18 protein-coding genes are annotated in these 16,021 nt (G+C 65.8%); 7 read left to right on the forward strand and 11 right to left on the reverse strand.

Annotated features, from left to right (window positions below):
* Positions 1–155: 155 nt before the first annotated feature.
* From aceA to clpS, 4 genes are all read right to left on the reverse strand, one after another.
* Positions 156–1,469 (reverse strand): isocitrate lyase, encoded by a 1,314-nt coding sequence (gene aceA, locus GPA22_RS11135; RefSeq protein ID WP_169256144.1) that lies wholly within the window; start codon positions 1,467–1,469, stop codon positions 156–158.
* A 445-nt stretch (positions 1,470–1,914) separates the two neighbouring features.
* Positions 1,915–2,394, reverse strand: a complete 480-nt coding sequence (rraA, locus tag GPA22_RS11140) for a ribonuclease E activity regulator RraA (RefSeq protein ID WP_169256145.1) — start codon at positions 2,392–2,394, stop codon at positions 1,915–1,917.
* A 160-nt stretch (positions 2,395–2,554) separates the two neighbouring features.
* Positions 2,555–4,831, reverse strand: coding sequence for an ATP-dependent Clp protease ATP-binding subunit ClpA (clpA, locus tag GPA22_RS11145; protein WP_169256146.1), 2,277 nt, complete (start codon positions 4,829–4,831; stop codon positions 2,555–2,557).
* A gap of 2 nt (positions 4,832–4,833) precedes the next feature.
* Positions 4,834–5,142 (reverse strand): ATP-dependent Clp protease adapter ClpS, encoded by a 309-nt coding sequence (clpS, locus tag GPA22_RS11150; RefSeq protein ID WP_169256147.1) that lies wholly within the window; start codon positions 5,140–5,142, stop codon positions 4,834–4,836.
* 29 nt (positions 5,143–5,171) lie between these two features.
* Between clpS and GPA22_RS11155 the strand changes: the two genes are divergently transcribed.
* Both GPA22_RS11155 and GPA22_RS11160 read left to right on the forward strand, forming a co-directional pair.
* Entirely contained in the window at positions 5,172–5,384 is a 213-nt protein-coding gene (locus GPA22_RS11155; protein ID WP_169256148.1) for a hypothetical protein, read from the forward strand.
* A gap of 171 nt (positions 5,385–5,555) precedes the next feature.
* Positions 5,556–5,759: a cold-shock protein gene (locus tag GPA22_RS11160; protein WP_018990831.1), complete on the forward strand. Its 204-nt coding sequence runs from the start codon at positions 5,556–5,558 to the stop codon at positions 5,757–5,759.
* A gap of 131 nt (positions 5,760–5,890) precedes the next feature.
* On the opposite strand, the gene rpmG is transcribed toward GPA22_RS11160, so the two are convergent.
* From rpmG to radC, 3 genes are all read right to left on the reverse strand, one after another.
* On the reverse strand, positions 5,891–6,058 hold the full coding sequence (rpmG, locus tag GPA22_RS11165; protein ID WP_018990830.1) for a 50S ribosomal protein L33: 168 nt from the start codon (positions 6,056–6,058) through the stop codon (positions 5,891–5,893).
* Positions 6,059–6,114: 56 nt separating this feature from the next.
* Positions 6,115–6,351 (reverse strand): 50S ribosomal protein L28, encoded by a 237-nt coding sequence (rpmB, locus tag GPA22_RS11170; RefSeq protein WP_015434856.1) that lies wholly within the window; start codon positions 6,349–6,351, stop codon positions 6,115–6,117.
* A 101-nt stretch (positions 6,352–6,452) separates the two neighbouring features.
* A complete protein-coding gene (gene radC, locus GPA22_RS11175; RefSeq protein ID WP_169256149.1) occupies positions 6,453–7,130 on the reverse strand; it encodes a RadC family protein in 678 nt (225 codons plus the stop codon).
* 46 nt (positions 7,131–7,176) lie between these two features.
* On the opposite strand from radC, the gene coaBC reads away from it, so the two are divergent.
* Genes coaBC through GPA22_RS11190 form a run of 3 tightly spaced genes read left to right on the forward strand, consistent with a single transcriptional unit; the run spans position 7,177 to position 9,253 of the window.
* Positions 7,177–8,373, forward strand: coding sequence for a bifunctional phosphopantothenoylcysteine decarboxylase/phosphopantothenate--cysteine ligase CoaBC (coaBC, locus tag GPA22_RS11180; protein WP_169256150.1), 1,197 nt, complete (start codon positions 7,177–7,179; stop codon positions 8,371–8,373).
* 8 nt (positions 8,374–8,381) lie between these two features.
* The gene (gene dut / locus GPA22_RS11185) at positions 8,382–8,831 is read left to right on the forward strand and encodes a dUTP diphosphatase (RefSeq protein ID WP_169256151.1); all 450 of its coding nucleotides are present in this window, start codon (positions 8,382–8,384) and stop codon (positions 8,829–8,831) included.
* Positions 8,831–9,253 (forward strand): NUDIX hydrolase, encoded by a 423-nt coding sequence (locus tag GPA22_RS11190; protein WP_211169073.1) that lies wholly within the window; start codon positions 8,831–8,833, stop codon positions 9,251–9,253. Before dut ends, GPA22_RS11190 begins: the two co-directional genes overlap by 1 nt.
* 4 nt (positions 9,254–9,257) lie before the next feature.
* On the opposite strand, the gene GPA22_RS11195 is transcribed toward GPA22_RS11190, so the two are convergent.
* Entirely contained in the window at positions 9,258–10,532 is a 1,275-nt protein-coding gene (locus GPA22_RS11195) for an NAD(P)/FAD-dependent oxidoreductase (RefSeq protein ID WP_169256152.1), read from the reverse strand.
* Positions 10,533–10,549: 17 nt separating this feature from the next.
* The gene (locus GPA22_RS11200) at positions 10,550–10,861 is read right to left on the reverse strand and encodes a cytochrome C (RefSeq protein ID WP_169256153.1); all 312 of its coding nucleotides are present in this window, start codon (positions 10,859–10,861) and stop codon (positions 10,550–10,552) included.
* Between the two features lie 118 nt (positions 10,862–10,979).
* On the opposite strand from GPA22_RS11200, the gene soxY reads away from it, so the two are divergent.
* Positions 10,980–11,447: a thiosulfate oxidation carrier protein SoxY gene (soxY, locus tag GPA22_RS11205; protein ID WP_169256154.1), complete on the forward strand. Its 468-nt coding sequence runs from the start codon at positions 10,980–10,982 to the stop codon at positions 11,445–11,447.
* A complete protein-coding gene (soxZ, locus tag GPA22_RS11210) occupies positions 11,444–11,755 on the forward strand; it encodes a thiosulfate oxidation carrier complex protein SoxZ (protein WP_169256155.1) in 312 nt (103 codons plus the stop codon). The genes soxY and soxZ overlap by 4 nt, the downstream gene beginning before the upstream one ends.
* On the opposite strand, the gene aceK is transcribed toward soxZ, so the two are convergent.
* On the reverse strand, positions 11,752–13,542 hold the full coding sequence (gene aceK, locus GPA22_RS11215; RefSeq protein ID WP_169256156.1) for a bifunctional isocitrate dehydrogenase kinase/phosphatase: 1,791 nt from the start codon (positions 13,540–13,542) through the stop codon (positions 11,752–11,754). The genes soxZ and aceK overlap by 4 nt on opposite strands.
* A gap of 60 nt (positions 13,543–13,602) precedes the next feature.
* Positions 13,603–15,855 carry a glucosylglycerol-phosphate synthase gene (gene ggpS, locus GPA22_RS11220; protein WP_169256157.1) on the reverse strand — a complete coding sequence of 751 codons (2,253 nt, stop codon included), beginning with the start codon at positions 15,853–15,855 and terminating at the stop codon, positions 13,603–13,605.
* Positions 15,856–16,021: the final 166 nt, after the last annotated feature.

Below are 16,021 nucleotides of genomic sequence, written 5' to 3' on the forward strand. Positions count from 1 at the left end.
GACGGATGGGGCCCGGGCCGGGAATGGCACCGGGGACGGCACCGGGCGGAGCGGGTACGAACTGAGCCGGTGCGAGCCCAATGAAAAAAGCCGCGCCTTGTGAGCGCGGCTTCCCGCTGTGGCGGGTCAGATGTCGACCCGCCTAGCCCCTTTTATCAGTGGAACTGCTCTTCTTCGGTCGAACCGGTCAGCGCCTTGACCGAGGACGAACCGCCCTGGATCACGGTGGTCACGTCGTCGAAGTAGCCGGCGCCGACTTCCTGCTGGTGCGACACGAAGGTGTAGCCCTGCTCGCGAGCGGCGAATTCCTTCTCCTGGACCATCTCGACGTAGTGCTTCATGCCTTCGCCGCGAGCGTAAGCGTGCGCGAACTGGAAGGTGTTGAACCAATTGACGTGGATGCCGGCCAGCGTGATGAACTGGTACTTGTAGCCCAGCGCCGACAGCTCGTCCTGGAACTTGGCGATGGTCTTGTCGTCGAGGTTCTTCTTCCAGTTGAAGGACGGCGAGCAGTTGTACGACAGCAGCTTGCCCGGGCAGGCGGCGAGCACGGCCTGCGCGAATTCACGGGCGAAGCCGAGGTCCGGCGTGCCGGTCTCGCACCACACCAGATCGGCGTACGGCGCGTAGGCGACACCGCGGCTGATCGCCTGCTCGAGGCCGTTACGGACGCGGTAGAAGCCTTCCTGCGTGCGCTCGCCGGTCAGGAAGGGCTTGTCGTTGGCGTCATGGTCCGAGGTGATCAGGTTCGCGGCTTCCGCGTCGGTACGGGCCAGGATCAGCGTCGACACGCCCATCACGTCGGAGGCGAAGCGGGCCGAGATCAGCTTCTCGATCGCTTCCTGCGTCGGCACGAGCACCTTGCCGCCCATGTGGCCGCACTTCTTCACGGCGGCCAGCTGGTCTTCGAAGTGCACCCCGGCGGCGCCGGCGGTGATCATGTTCTTCATCAGTTCGAAGGCGTTCAGCACGCCGCCGAAACCGGCTTCCGCGTCAGCGACGATCGGCAGGAAGTAGTCGATGAATTCCTTGTCGCCGGGATTGACGCCGCGCGACCACTGGATCTCGTCGGCACGCTTGAAGGTGTTGTTGATGCGGCGAACCATCGTCGGCACCGAGTCGTAGGCGTACAGCGACTGGTCCGGGTACATGGTCTCGGAAGTGTTGCCGTCGGCGGCGACCTGCCAGCCCGACAGATACACGGCCTCGAGGCCGGCCTTGGCCTGCTGCATCGCCTGGCCGGCGGTGATCGCGCCGAAGGCGTTCACATAGCCCTTCTTCGCGCCGCCATTGACCTTTTCCCACAGCTTCTCGGCGCCGCGCTTGGCCAGGGTGTGCTCGATGGGCAGGGAGCCGCGCAGGCGGACGACATCGGCAGCGGCGTAGCCGCGCTTGATGCCTTTCCAACGGGGATTCTCGGCCCAGTCTTTTTCGAGGGCGGCGATTTGCTGTTCGCGGGTCAGGGTCATGACAATTCCTTCTCGACTGATGGTTTACAGGGTTTCAACTCGGCTGCTCGCCCCGGTGCTTGTTTCGGCCGGGTGGCGCTCGCCGGTACGGGGTCCGCCGGAGCGGCCTCGTGTGGAAAAAAGTATAGGGACGATCTCGCTCTGCAGCAATAAGTCTTATATAAGATATAAGAAATTATTTGGTGCAAACAAATCAACTACTTGCGCCGAAGTTTTCGTATCGTGAGATCGCGCTTGGCGTTGTGAAATGAAATGCTGCTGCGGCGCGCAAAATCGCCCGCGGATGTGGGCGCGGACGTGGTGCGCTCGGCAAGGGACGGCCGGCCCGTCGCAGGGGGGTATCCGGGCCCGGCTCGGATCAGGGGGGCGGGAGCCCGCGCGCCACGGCGGGAAGTGTGGCGGGGGGCACGAAAAGGGGCCGCGGGCGCCGCCGGCCCCGTGGTGGTCAGAGCAGGGCCGATTCGGAAACGACGACGCCGTCCTCGTCGGCGTAGACGAACTGTCCGGGAGCGAAGGTGACGCCGCCGAAGGTCACGGGCAGGTCCTTGTCCCCGGCACCTTTCTTGATGCTTTTCTGCGGATGCGTGCCGAGCGCGAACACCCCGAGGTCCATGCCGCCGATCGCCTTCGAATCGCGGATGCAGCCATAGACGATCACGCCCGCCCAGCCGTTCTTCACGCCGAGCAACGCGAGTTGATCGCCCACCAGCGCGCAGCGCATCGAGGCGCCGCCGTCGATCACGAGCACGCGTCCGTTGCCCGGCCCTTCAAGTGCCGTGCGCACCAGCGAGTTGTCCTCGAACACCTTGAGCGTCGCGATCTCGCCGCCGAAGGACGGGCGACCGCCGTAGCTGCGGAACATCGGGCTGACGACGCGGAGTTTGCCCTCGTGGGCGTCGCAAAGGTCGGCGGTCTGGATTTCCATGCGTGCGATTCCTTGTGTGATTTGCGTTGATGTCGGTTGAGCGGGCAGGGGCGATGACACGCGCAAGCGTGCGGGCCGGAGTGCGACGATAAACCAGCTCGGGGCACAAAAAAAGGGCGACCCCGGGTCGCCCTTTCCGACTGCGTTGCGCTGCGGTGCCTTACACCGTGGCCGCCTCCGTCTGGTCGAACACCAGCTTGACCTTGCCTTCGGCATCGAGATCGATCGTCACCTTGCCGCCATGCACCAGGCGTCCGAACAGCAGTTCGTCGGCGAGCGCGGCGCGGATCGTGTCCTGGATCAGGCGTGCCATCGGGCGGGCGCCCATGACCGGGTCGAAACCCTCGGACGCCAGCCAGCCCTTGAGCTCGTCGGTGAAGTGCGCCTCGACCTTCTTCTCGTGCAGCTGCGCTTCTAGCTGCATCAGGAACTTGTCGACGACCCGCAGGATGACCTCGTTGTCGAGCGGCTTGAACGAGATCGTCGCATCCAGCCGGTTGCGGAACTCGGGCGAGAACATGCGCTTGATCTCGCCCATCTCGTCGCCGACCTCGCGCTTGGCGGAGAAGCCGATCACCGACTTCTGCATCATCTCGGCGCCCGCGTTGGTCGTCATGATGATGATGACGTTGCGGAAATCCGCCTGCCGGCCGTTGTTGTCGGTCAGCGTGCCGTGGTCCATCACCTGCAGCAGGATGTTGAAGATGTCGGGGTGCGCCTTCTCGATCTCGTCGAGCAGCAGCACGCAGTGCGGCTTCTTCGTGATCGCCTCGGTCAGCAGGCCGCCCTGGTCGAAGCCGACGTATCCCGGCGGCGCGCCGATGAGACGGCTCACCGCATGACGCTCCATGTACTCGGACATGTCGAAGCGCACCAGTTCGATGCCCATCGTGAAGGCGAGCTGGCGCGCGACCTCGGTCTTGCCGACGCCGGTGGGGCCGGAGAACAGGAAGCTGCCGATCGGCTTGGCCGGATTGCCCAGGCCGGAACGCGACATCTTGATCGCCTTCGCGAGCGCATCGATTGCCGCCTCCTGGCCGAACACGACGTTCTTCAGGTCGCGTTCGAGATTCTTCAGCGCGGCCTTGTCGTCGTTCGACACGGAGCGCGGCGGAATGCGCGCGATCTTCGCGACGATGTCCTCGATCTCGCTCTTGCCGATCGTCTTGCGCTGCTTCGATTTCGGCAGGATGCGCTGCGCCGCGCCCGCTTCGTCGATCACGTCGATGGCCTTGTCGGGCAGCTGGCGGTCGTTGATGTAGCGGGCCGACAGCTCCGCGGCCGAAGTCAGCGCCGCGCTCGAATACTTCACGCCGTGGTGCTCCTCGAAGCGGCTCTTCAGGCCCTTCAGGATTTCCACCGTCTCCGCGACCGACGGCTCGGTCACGTCGACTTTCTGGAAGCGCCGCGACAGCGCGTGATCCTTCTCGAAGATCTGGCGGAACTCGGAGTAGGTCGTCGCGCCGATGCACTTCAACTGTCCGGACGACAGGGCCGGCTTGAGCAGGTTCGATGCGTCCAGCGTACCGCCCGACGCGGCGCCCGCGCCGATCAGCGTATGGATCTCGTCGATGAAGAGGATCGCATTGCGCGTTTCGCGCAACTGCTTCAGCACCGCTTTCAGGCGCTGCTCGAAATCGCCCCGGTACTTGGTCCCGGCGAGCAGCGCGCCCATGTCGAGCGCATAGACCTGCGCCCCCTCGAGGATTTCCGGAATCCGCCCGTCGACGATGTAGCGCGCCAGGCCTTCCGCGATCGCCGTCTTGCCGACGCCGGCCTCGCCGACCAGCAGCGGGTTGTTCTTGCGCCGGCGGCACAGGGTCTGGATCACGCGTTCGAGTTCGCGCTCACGCCCGATCAGCGGGTCGATCTTGCCGATGAGCGCCTGCTGGTTGAGGTTCTGGGTGTAGTTCTCCAGCGCGCTGTTGCCCTGGGTATTCTCGGTTTCCGGCTCGCCCTGTTCCTGCGATTCGCTCTTGCCTTGCGGCGGCTGCCCATGCTGCGGCGTCTTCGCGATGCCGTGGGAGATGAAATTCACGACGTCGAGGCGCGAGATGTTCTGGCGTTGCAGGAAATAGACCGCATGCGAGTCCTTTTCCCCGAAGATCGCGACAAGCACGTTCGCGCCGGTCACTTCCTTCTTGCCCGACGATTGCACGTGCAGGATCGCCCGCTGGATCACGCGCTGGAAGCCGAGGGTCGGCTGCGTGTCGATCTCGTCGGTGCCTTCGACCTTCGGCGTGTGCTCGTTGATGAAATTCGTCAATTCCCGCCGCAGTTCCTCGACGTTGGCTGCGCAGGCGCGCAGGACCTCGGCTGCAGACGGATTGTCGAGCAATGCCAGCAGCAGGTGTTCAACGGTGATGAACTCGTGCCGCTTTTGTCGGGCTTCGACAAAGGCCATGTGCAGACTGACTTCAAGCTCTTGCGCGATCATTCTCAGTTTTCCTCCATCACGCATGCCAGCGGATGCTGGTGCTGACGGGCGAAGGATACGACCTGTTCCACCTTGGTCGCTGCGACGTCCTTCGCGAAGACCCCGCAGACCCCCATGCCCTCTCTGTGGACTTGGAGCATGACCCGTGTAGCCCGTTCGCGGTCCATGCCAAAAAATTTCTGCAACACAACGACGACGAAATCCATGGGCGTGAAGTCGTCATTAAGCAATAGCACCTTGTAGAGTGGCGGGGGCTTGGTGCGAGAGCGCTCCGCCTCGAGTGTGTACTCGCCCTGTTTCTGAGTGGCCATGTAACCCATTCTAATCAAGTGCAAGCAGAGTGCAACAGACCTCCGGCCGCGAGCATGGGCCGCATTTCGCAACGGAGAAGTGCGCAAATGCAACGCCGGATATGTTGCGCCGCAACCGGAAAACGATCGCTCGGCGCTATGCCGGATTGGTTGCGGAAGGCGGCAAGCCGCTGTTTTCAACGGCCTTGCGCGTGCGGCAATGCACCATTCATGCCGGCAAGAAAATGTTGACGCTGTGCTGACAAATGCGTAAAAGCAGACGGGTGCGAAATGCGAAGTTCAATGCACTGGTTCTGTAATCCTGGCTCTTGTGGTCACTGGCTTGGCAGTACTGGTAACGCCTCACTGAGCATTGGTGCACTGAGGGGGGAGACCCCGCATCGTTCTAAGCAATCTTGAAGGATTAAGGCAACATGGCAACTGGTACCGTTAAGTGGTTCAACGACTCCAAGGGCTTCGGCTTCATTACTCCGGACGACGGTAGCGAAGATCTGTTCGCTCACTTCTCCGCGATCAACATGGCCGGGTTCAAAACCCTGAAGGAAGGCGAAAAGGTCTCCTTCGAAGTCACGCAGGGTCCGAAGGGTAAGCAGGCCTCTAACATCCAGAAGGCCTGATGTCCCTTTAATCCGGAAGGCCGTACGCTAACGCGGAGGCCTGCCGGAAAAACAAGAGGCCGCCGGATCACTCCGGCGGCCTCTTGTTTTATGCGCTGCGTCCCTGGAGCAGGCCGCAGCCTGCAGGGGGCTTACTTGAGCTTCACTTCCTTGTACAGGACGTGCTTGCGTGCGACGGGGTCGTACTTGTTGAACTCGAGCTTGTTCGGGGTGGTGCGCTTGTTCTTCGAGGTCGTGTAGAAGTGACCGGTACCTGCGGTCGACTCCAGCTTGATTTTTTCGCGGCCGCCTTTAGCCATTTGAATCTCCGTTCAGTTGCTTGCGCGTGTGTGGCGCAGTGCTTGGATCAGCCGTCTCAGATCTTCTCGCCGCGGGCACGCAGCTCGGAAACGACGACGTCGATGCCCTTCTTGTCGATGGTGCGCAGGGCAGCATTGGACACGCGCAGGCGGATCCAGCGGTTTTCGGATTCGCTCCAGAACCGGCGATTCTGCAGGTTCGGGAGGAAACGACGCTTGGTCTTGTTGTTAGCGTGGGAAACGTTGTTCCCCACCATCGGTGCTTTACCGGTCACTTGGCAGACGCGAGCCATATGTTGCTCCAGGGAATTCGGATTGCGGAAAACCTCGGATGTTATCCGATAACGTTCGCCGAGAGCAAGTGCGGATTGCGATACGCCTGCCGGGGGCTCCGTCAGAGCAGGCCGCGCTCGGCGAAGGAGAGCGGGCGCGCATGGGCGGTGACGACGAAGTGATCGAGGACGCGGACATCGACCAGGTCGAGGGCCTGCTTGAGGCTGCGCGTCAGCAATTCGTCCGCGCTGCTCGGTTCGCTCGCGCCGGAGGGGTGATTGTGCGCGAGGATGACGGCGGCGGCATTGTGCGTCAAGGCGAGCTTGACCACCTCGCGCGGATAGACGCTGGTCGCCGTGAGCGTGCCGCGGAAGAGTTCGACCGCCTCGATCAGGCGGTTGCGCGCGTCGAGCAGCAGCACGCAGAAGACTTCGTGCGGCAGGCTGCCGATGCGCAGCCGCAGCCAGTCGCGCACCGCGGCAGGCGAATCGAATACGTCGCGCGCGGCCATCTCCTCGCTCAGGGCGCGCCTTGCCAGTTCCATGACCGCCTGCAGTTGGGCATACTTCGCGAGCCCCATTCCCGGTATCGCGGCGAATTCGTCTGCGGGGGCGGCGCACAGACGGGTGAGGGATCCGAAGCGGCCGATGAGGTCGCGGGCGAGGTCAACGGCGCTTTTGCCGCGGATGCCGACACGCAGGAACAATGCGAGGAGCTCGGCGTCGGAGAGGGCGTTGGCGCCCCGGCCGAGGAGCTTCTCGCGCGGCCGTTCGTCCGCAGGCCAGTCGGTGATTGCCATGCCGGGTGTGTGTTGTGGATGACTTGATAATTGTAAGGCATATGCCATGTGCGAATTGAAAGGCCGCAAGCTGGTTCTCGGTGTGACCGGTGGTGTTGCTGCATACAAGGCCGCGGAACTGGTGCGGCTGCTCGGCAAGGCGGGCGCGGACGTGCATGTCGTGCTGACCGAGGGCGGCGCGCGTTTCGTCACGCCGGTCACCTATCAGGCGCTGTCGGGCAACCCGGTGTGGTCGGACCTGTGGGACGCGCGCATGGACAACAACATGGCGCACATCGATCTCACGCGCGGCGCCGATGCGGTGCTGATCGCGCCGGCGACGGCCGACGTGATCGCGAAGCTGGTGCAGGGGCGGGCGGACGATCTGCTGACGACGCTGTGCCTGGCGCGCGAGTGCCCGCTGCTCGTCGCCCCGGCGATGAACCGCCAGATGTGGGAGCACCCGGCGACGCAGCGCAACATGGCGCAGTTGACCGCCGACGGTGCCACCGTGCTCGGCCCGGCCGCGGGCGACCAGGCCTGCGGCGAGGTCGGCATGGGGCGCATGCTGGAGCCGGAGGAGCTGCTGGAGCACGTGATCGCGTTCTTCCAGCCGAAGCCGCTGGCGGGGCGCAAGGTCGTGCTCACGGCCGGTCCGACCTTCGAGGCGATCGATCCGGTGCGCGGGATCACGAACACCAGTTCGGGCAAGATGGGTTACGCGCTGGCGCAGGCCTGCGTGCGCGCCGGCGCGGAAGTCGTGCTCGTGAGTGGACCGACGGGGCTGTCGGTGCCCGTGGGGACGCAGCGGGTCGATGTGCGCAGCGCGTTGCAGATGCGCGATGCGGTGATGGCCGCCCTGCCCGGCGCGGATGTGTTCATCGGCGTGGCGGCCGTGGCGGACTATCGGCCGGTCGAGGCCGCCGAGCACAAGGTCAAGAAATCATCGGCGGAGATGAGCCTGCGGCTCACGCCGAACCCCGACATCCTGGCCGAGGTCGCAGCGCGCGACGATGCGCCGTTCTGCGTCGGCTTCGCGGCGGAAAGCCGCGACCTGGATGCCTACGCGGAGGGCAAGCGGCGTGCGAAACGCCTGCCCATGCTGGTCGGCAACCTGGTGCAGGACGGGCTCGGAAGCGACGACAACCAGGTGATCCTGTATGACGACGCGGGGCGACACCCGCTGGAACGTGCGCCCAAGACCGAGGTCGCGCGGAAGATTGTCGAACATCTGGCCGGTTTGCTGACAACGGCCGCCAACTGAGGGCGAACATGCACCGAATTGACGTCAAGATCCTCGACGAGCGACTGCGCGAGCACAAGCCGTCCTATGCGACGCCGGGCGCGGCCGGACTCGACCTGCGTGCTTGCGTGAACACGTCGATCAGCCTGCATCCGGGCGACACGACGCTGATTCCGACCGGTCTGGCAATCCATCTCGCCGACCCCGGACTGGCCGCGATGGTGTTGCCCCGTTCGGGCCTGGGGCACAAGCACGGCATCGTGCTGGGCAATCTGGTCGGCCTGATCGATTCCGATTACCAGGGCCAGATCTTCGTGTCGGTGTGGAACCGCGGGCGCGCGACCTTCACGGTGCAGCCGATGGAGCGCATCGCGCAGCTGGTGGTCGTGCCCGTGCTGCAGGTCGGCTTCAACATCGTCGACGAGTTCCCCGAGAGCGATCGCGGCGAGGGCGGTTTCGGCAGCACCGGCAAGCACTGATGCATGTGGGCATTCCCGTCGGCGTGCATGTGCTGATGGAGCGCGAGGGGCGCATCCTGTTGATGCGCCGGGCCGGGACGGGTTTCTTCGACGGGCTCTACAGCCTGCCGGGCGGGCACGTCGAGGCGGACGAGTCGCTGGGCCGGACGGCGGTGCGTGAGATGCGCGAGGAGGTCGGGGTGGAGATCGACCCCGCCGGGCTCGTGCACCTGGGTGTCGTGCATCGCCGCTCCGATACGAACCGGGTCGATTTCTTCCTGCGTGCGAAGGCGTGGGCGGGCGAGCCCCGCATCTGCGAGCCGGACAAGTGCGACGCGCTGGGCTGGTTCGCGCGCGCCGATTTGCCCGCCAACACGGTGGCCTATGTGCGCCAGGCGCTCGCGGCGGGCGAGGGGCCGTGGATACTCGAACTGGGCTGGTGATGCGTCAGGCCAGCATGTCGGCGCGAATGTTCTGCGCCCAGGCGTCGGCGTAGCGCCCTTCCGCTTCGCTGGCCGACGGCGACAGGCCTCCCGCGCCGGCGACCGGCAGGAAGGTTCGTTCCGCCTCGTCGTAGCGGTGCACCGACGCGACGTGCATCGCGTTGCGGTCATCGACGAAGCTGTAGCAGGTGTTCAGCAGCATCGGCGCGGCGTCCGGTGCGCGCCCGTGCAGCAGTTCGATGATCGCGGCCGCGGCGAGCTTGGCCTGCTGGTTGGTGATGTGGCCGGACTTCGGCATGCCCGGTGCGGCGAGGACAGCATCGCCGAGGACATGGACGTTCGGCAGGCCGCGGACTTCCATCGTCTGCCAGTCGACCTCGACCCAGCGCCGGTTGACCAGCGGGATGCCCAGCGCGTCGACGAGCCACCCGGCGCGCATCGGCGGGATGACGTTGAGGACGTCGGCGCGCACGCGGTCGAACTCGAGCTCGGCGCCCAGGTTGCGGGCATCGACGGAGAGCAGGGTGCTGTCGGGGCGGTATTCGATGAGGTCCTTGTACGGTCCGGCAAACGCCGCGGCGAAGAGCGCCTTCTTCGACTGGATCTCGCCGTTGGCGTCGAGCAGCAGCAGCTTGGCGCGCGGCTTGTGGGTGCGCAGGTAATGCGCGACGAGGCAGGCGCGTTCGTAGGGGCCGGGCGGGCAGCGATAGGGGGACTTCGGCACGTGCAGCGCGAACACGCCGCCCGCGGGCATCGCCGCGATCTGCCGGCGCAGGAGTTCGGTCTGCGGGCCGGCTTTCCACGCGTGCGGGATGCGTTCGAAGTTGCCGGCGAGGCCGGGAATGTCGTCGGCGAGGAAATCCACGCCGGGTGACAGGACGACGCGATCGAAGCCGATCTCGCCATTGTTCGCGAGGCGGACCCGGCGTTTCGCGGCATCGACGGACGTGGCCGCGTCGGTGACGACGCGCACGCCCCAGCGCGAGCGCAGCTGATCGTAGCTTGCGGTGAGGTCGTCCATGCTGCGCAGGCCGGCGAGGACGAGGTTGGACATCGGGCAGGACACGAAGCGTGGCTCGCGCTCGACGAGCGTGACCGCGACGCGGCCGGCGCTCCACATGCGCAGGTACTTCGCGGCCGTCGTGCCGCCGTAGCCGCCGCCGACCACGACGACATGCGGAGCGCCGCGCGGCGGGGCGCTCGAACAGGCGGCGAGCGCGCCGAGGGCGGGCGCTGCCGCGGCGAGGCTGAGGCTGTGCAGGAATCGGCGTCTATCCATCGTCGGGCGTGCTGGCGTCAGTCCGCTGCGGCGGAACGGGAGGCAAAATCGGCGGCGATCAGCGCGAGCTGCTCGTCGCTGTAGCCGCGCACGATCTGGTGCATCACGGTGGCGGGCGCCGTGCCGGCGCGGAATTCCTGCAGTTTCTGCAGGATTGCGGCGGCGGGCCGGCCGGCGAGGCGCGGGATGGCGTTCGGTGCGGGCGCGTCCGGTGCGTGGCAGGACGTGCAGTTGGCCGCGAGGTTGCGTGCGTGGACCGCTGCCGGGTCGGCAGCGTGGGCCAATCCGGCGAGCAGGCACAGGGCGGCGAGGGTAGACTTGCCCGTCACGGACGTACTCCAGCGATGGCGTGCGCGTAACGGCCGAGTATAGCGCGAGTGGCGGCGCGTTCCGACGCAACCGGCATAAGGGCTGGACGAGCAGAGGCGAAGAAGTTTGGGAGCGAGGATGGACAGGCGGCGCAGGAAGGTGCTGAAGGCAGGCGGCGGAATGGGAATCTGGGCGGCGCTCGTGGCGACGGGGATCGTCGCGCCGGCGATGGCCGAGGGGAGCCGGAACGTGGCCGCCTTCGAGGCCAGGACGCTCGACGAGGCATTGCAGGCGCTGGGTGCCGCGGCGGCGCAGGACAGCGGCGCGATCCGCATCGTCGCGCCCGACGTGGCGGAGGATGGCCGCGCGGTGGCACTCACGGTGTCGAGCGATATCCCGCGGACCGAGCAGATTGCGATCCTCATCGAGGAAAACCCGTTCAAGGTCGCCGCGAACTTTCGGCTGTCGGGGGCGATGACGCCGACGATCCACACGCGCGTGAAGATGGCACGCACGACGCGCGTGCATGCGCTGGTGAAGGCGGAGGGGCGGATCTACGCGGCGCGGCGCGAGGTCACGGTGACCGTGGGAGGCTGCGGCACATGACGGCACCGACGCGCATCCGCGCGACACTGAAGGAGGGCGCCACGGAGTTGCGGATGCTGCTGGCGCATCCGATGGAGAACGGCCTGCGCAAGGATGCGGAGGGCAAGCTCATTCCGGCGCATTTCATCACCGAGCTCAGCGTGCGCCGCAATGGCGAGCTCGTGCTGGCGGCCGATTTCGGGCCGTCGATCTCGACCAATCCCTACCTCGCGTTCAGCCTCGCGGGCGGCGCTGTCGGCGACGAGATCGCGGTGAGCTGGCGCGACAACCGCGGCGAGACGCGCAGCGACACGATCCGCATCGCCTAGGCGGCTCGGCTGCCTTCGGCCGCGCGCCGCGGGTGCCCGAGGCGCGCGCGCGTGCGGCAAAAGCGCAACTCTTCCGGGTAGGGGAAGAAGTCCTCCAGGTAGCCGCTGCGGATCGACGCCTGCGTGCGCTGCCAGAAGCCGGGGCTGAGCAGGTCGCGGTGATGCTTCAGGAAGGCCTGGCGCACGCGCGGCGCGCCGAGCAGGAAGGTCGCGAATTCCTCCGGGAACACGTCCATCGGGCCGGCGGAGTACCACGGCTCGCTGGACATCTCCATCTCCGGGTAGGGCGCTTCCGGGATGTGGCGGAAGTTCATGTCCGTCATGTACTCGATCTCGTCGTAGTCGTAGAACACGACGCGGCCGTAGCGCGTGACGCCGAAGTTCTTCCACAGCATGTCGCCCGGGAAGATGTTGGCCGTCGCCATTTCGCGGATCGCATTGCCGTATTCGCGCACCGCGTGCTCGACCTGCTCGTCGCTCGCCCGCTCGAGGTGGATGTTGAGCGGCGTCATGCGGCGCTCGATGTACAGGTGCTTGATGATGACCGAATCGCCATCGATCTCGAAAGCGGACGGTGCGAGCGCGCGCAGCTCGTCGAGCAGTTCGGGATTGAAGCGTGACAGCGGGAGTGCGGCGTAGGAGAACTCCAGCGTGTCGGCCATGCGGCCGACGCGGTCGACGCGCTTGACCATCAGGTACTTGCGCTTCACCGTCGCACGGTCGGTGTTCTTCGAGGCACCGAAGACATCCTTGATCACCTTGAACACGTACGGGTAGGACGGCAGCGTGAACACCAGCATCACCATGCCGCGGATGCCGGGGGCGATCACGAACTGGTCGTTGGAGTGGCGCAGGTGGGCGATGAGGTCGCGGAAGAACATCGTCTTGCCCTGCTTGCCCAGTCCCAGCATCGTGTAGAGCTCCGAACGGTGCTTGTTGGGCATGATGGAGCGCAGGAACTGCACGTAGCCGGACGGCACTTCCATGTCGACGAGGAAGTACGCGCGCGACAGCGAGAACAGCACCGAGATGCGCCACGCGTCGAGCAGGATGGTGTCGATCTCGAGCCGTCCCGAGGCGTTGTGGCGCACGGCGATCGCGAAGGGGTATTCCTGGTAGCCGTTGATCGCCTTGCCGATAATGTAGGCCGTCTTGTTGCGGTAGAAGGCCGAATACAGCACCTGGATCTGGCAGTTCACCTCCATGTCCGGCCATTTGCCGAGGTGCCTATGCACCGCGTGCAGGAGCAGGGTGACGTCGCGGTCGAGGTCCTCGAACGGGCGCTGCCAGTCGAAGTCCTCGATGACGCGGCGCACGGTCGCGCGCAGGCCTTCGTCGCGCGGGTAGTAGCTGCTGTACACCGGCGGGTACGACTCCATGTACTCGGTGGAGATGGCGGGGCGCGCGAACAGGTAGTCGTTGTTGAAGTAGGTGCGGTGCAGGATCTTGCAGCACACCGAATTGAAGAAGGTCTCGGCGAGCTCCGGCTGCTTGTGGCGGATCAGGATGCCGATGTAGTGGAGCTTGGCCTGCTGCCAGGTGTCGTCGTCGACCGAATCGGCGTCGAACTCGTCGTGCAGGCGGCGCACCGTCTCTTCCACGCGCTCGTCGTAGAACTCGACGCGCTCCCGTACGGCGTCGAGCTGGGCCTGCCACTCGGCGGCCTCGAAGCTTTCCTTCGCCCGCCGCGAGGTCTCGCGGAAGATGCGATAGTGCTTGTTGAAACCTTCGATCATCGCCTGGGCGATGGCGTGGGCGAGCGGATTTTCGCCGACGGCTGCGTCCATGGAGCGCCTCGCGCGGGGGTTCGGCAGGCCCGCCTCCGGGGGCGGGGCCTGCGCGACATATTAGCCCGGAAGCGCGCAGTCCTCGAGTTCGCCGGAGACGGCGGCGAGGAAATCCCGGCCCCAGCGCCGGATGTCGTTATGCTCGACGATCGAGAACAACTCGCGGAGCCGGGTAGCCGCCTCGGCCGGATCCATTGTGATCGCGTGATGCAGCTGGGCGGCGAGATCCGCGCCATCGTGCGGATTCGTCAGGACTGCGCCGTGCAGTTCGGCCGCCGCACCCGCGAACTCCGACAGCACGAGCACGCCACGGCCGTCGAGGATGCCCTGCGTTGCGACGTATTCCTTGGACACCAGGTTGAGCCCGTCGCGCAGCGGGGTAATCCACATGACGTCGGCCGTCGCGTACCACGCGACGACCTCGTCGAACGGCAGCGCGCGGAAGAAAAACTGCACTGGCGTCCAGCCCACGCGCGAGAAACGGCCGTTGAGGCGGCCGACCGCCTGCTCGATCTGCGTCTGAAGCCCGTCGTAGATCGTCATCTCCTTTGCGGCGGGCACGCACACCGCGAGCAGCGACACTTCGCCCTGAAGCTCGGGGTGTTCGTCCAGCAGGCGTTCGAACGCGATGAGCTTCTCGAGCGTGCCCTTCGTGTAGTCGAGCCGCTCCACCGACAGGATCATGCGCGTGCCGCCAAGCCCCTCGCGCAGCTCGTCGATGCGCGCGCGCGTTTCGGGGCGCTCGAGGATCGCGCGGATGCGCCCGACGTCGAGTCCGACCGGATGGGCGCCGAGCCCGATGCGCCGGCCGTGCACCTCGAAGGCGGTCGTCATCTCCTCCAGGCCGACGGCGCAGCCGTACGTGAGGTAGCGCGGCGCACAGTTGCGCTGCTCGAGAACCTTGAGCGGCGCCACTCCCCGCACCACGTCGAGGAAGTTCTCTGCCTGGCGGGGGATGTGGAAGCCGATGTAATCGCATTGAAGCAGGCTGCCGATGATTTCGCGCCGCCAGGGCAGCACGTTGAAGACGTCCGCGGAAGGAAAATAGGTGTGATGGAAGAACGCGATCTTCACGTCCGGCCGCAGCTCCCGCAGAACCGCCGGCACCATCCACAGGTTGTAGTCGTGCAGCCACACCACGGCACCTTCGGCGGCTTCGGCCGCCGCCCGCCGGGCGAAGAGCCGGTTGACCTTCAGGAAGACGCGCCAGTCCTCGTCGCGAAACTGTGCCCGTTCCCAGAAGGTATGCAGCGTGGGCCAGAACGCTTCCTTCGAGAAGCGCTTGTAGAACACGTCTACGTCGTCCTTCGTCAGCGGGACCCGTGCGGCGACGAGTTGAGGATAGCGGTCGCGATCGACGCTCGTGTGTACCTCGAAGGGGATGGCCTTCTTGGGGTCGTGCACCGACCACGCGACCCAGGCGCCGGGGCGGCCGTCGCCGAAGTAGCTCAGCAGGGTCGGGATGATGCCGTTCGGCGAGCTGGGCGGGCGGCGCAAGACACGGCCCCCTTCGGTCACTTCCTCGTACGGCAGTCTGTGATAGACCATCACCAGCTCGCTCCGCCCGGGTGCGTCGGCGTCGGGCAGCTGCGCATCGATGCCGGCCGGGCCGAGAAAGCCGAAGTGGGCGATCGCCTCCAGGATGCCTCCGCAGCCCGGCGAGCGCGCATGCAGAACCCCCGCCCGCGCGCGTGTCGCCTCAAGCAGGGCAGTTTCCGATTCCCCGACGCATACTCCACGGAAGCCTTGCCGGTACATCGACAGGTCGTTCAGCGTGTCGCCGGCGACGAGCACCGCGTCGCGGTCGAAGCCCTGGGCGCATACCAATGCATCGAGCGTGCTGCCCTTGTTGACGCCCCGTGGCAGGATGTCGAGATAGCGGTCGGCCGAGTAGAGCACGTCGCAGCCCAGGGAATCGGCAATCGTCTGCAGGTCGCTGTCCACGGTGCCGGGTGCGCAGAAATACGAACAGCGCCGCTGTTGAGGGACCTCCTGGCGCTCGATGCCGGCAAAGGATCCCAGCGCCTGGGCCACGGTCCGCTCGCCAGGCCAGCGCGCGTCGATTTCCGCCTGCAGGGGCTGTATCGGTTTCAGCGTGCGGCCATCCACGACGGTGGCGCCAACGTCGCAGATGATGTAGTCGGGCGTCGGCACCGAAGGATCCGACAGCAGCGGCATCACGACTTCGAGGCCGCGTCCGGTCACGAATACGAGCTTGATCTGCGGGTGGGCGTTGATCAGCTGGTACAGGCGAAGGCGCTGTTCGGGGTGGCCGGCAAGAAAGGTGCCGTCGAGGTCGGTCGCAAGCAGCATAGGCTGTCCTCCTGAATGGTCCGGCCCGCGCAAGGCTTTGGCGTCGCGTTGTTCGGGACATCTTGGGGGGAGAGGGGCGGCGGTTGCGGAATGCCGCCCCGGCGATGGTCGCAGCCGGAAGAGGGGTCGGTGCGAATGAAATTACAGAAAATGAATCGCAGGAAAT

The organism is Aromatoleum toluvorans (genome assembly GCF_012910905.1).
Lineage (GTDB): Bacteria > Pseudomonadota > Gammaproteobacteria > Burkholderiales > Rhodocyclaceae > Aromatoleum > Aromatoleum toluvorans.

Bases quoted from the DNA above. Each gene is read 5' to 3' on its own strand.
- aceA (WP_169256144.1), bottom strand. From the start codon at position 1,469: ATGACCCTGACCCGCGAACAGCAAATCGCCGCCCTCGAAAAAGACTGG.
- rraA (WP_169256145.1), bottom strand. From the start codon at position 2,394: ATGGAAATCCAGACCGCCGACCTTTGCGACGCCCACGAGGGCAAACTC.
- clpA (WP_169256146.1), bottom strand. From the start codon at position 4,831: ATGATCGCGCAAGAGCTTGAAGTCAGTCTGCACATGGCCTTTGTCGAA.
- clpS (WP_169256147.1), bottom strand. From the start codon at position 5,142: ATGGCCACTCAGAAACAGGGCGAGTACACACTCGAGGCGGAGCGCTCT.
- GPA22_RS11160 (WP_018990831.1), top strand. From the start codon at position 5,556: ATGGCAACTGGTACCGTTAAGTGGTTCAACGACTCCAAGGGCTTCGGC.
- rpmG (WP_018990830.1), bottom strand. From the start codon at position 6,058: ATGGCTAAAGGCGGCCGCGAAAAAATCAAGCTGGAGTCGACCGCAGGT.
- rpmB (WP_015434856.1), bottom strand. From the start codon at position 6,351: ATGGCTCGCGTCTGCCAAGTGACCGGTAAAGCACCGATGGTGGGGAAC.
- radC (WP_169256149.1), bottom strand. From the start codon at position 7,130: ATGGCAATCACCGACTGGCCTGCGGACGAACGGCCGCGCGAGAAGCTC.
- coaBC (WP_169256150.1), top strand. From the start codon at position 7,177: ATGTGCGAATTGAAAGGCCGCAAGCTGGTTCTCGGTGTGACCGGTGGT.
- dut (WP_169256151.1), top strand. From the start codon at position 8,382: ATGCACCGAATTGACGTCAAGATCCTCGACGAGCGACTGCGCGAGCAC.
- GPA22_RS11190 (WP_211169073.1), top strand. From the start codon at position 8,831: ATGCATGTGGGCATTCCCGTCGGCGTGCATGTGCTGATGGAGCGCGAG.
- GPA22_RS11195 (WP_169256152.1), bottom strand. From the start codon at position 10,532: ATGGATAGACGCCGATTCCTGCACAGCCTCAGCCTCGCCGCGGCAGCG.
- soxY (WP_169256154.1), top strand. From the start codon at position 10,980: ATGGACAGGCGGCGCAGGAAGGTGCTGAAGGCAGGCGGCGGAATGGGA.
- soxZ (WP_169256155.1), top strand. From the start codon at position 11,444: ATGACGGCACCGACGCGCATCCGCGCGACACTGAAGGAGGGCGCCACG.
- aceK (WP_169256156.1), bottom strand. From the start codon at position 13,542: ATGGACGCAGCCGTCGGCGAAAATCCGCTCGCCCACGCCATCGCCCAG.
- ggpS (WP_169256157.1), bottom strand. From the start codon at position 15,855: ATGCTGCTTGCGACCGACCTCGACGGCACCTTTCTTGCCGGCCACCCC.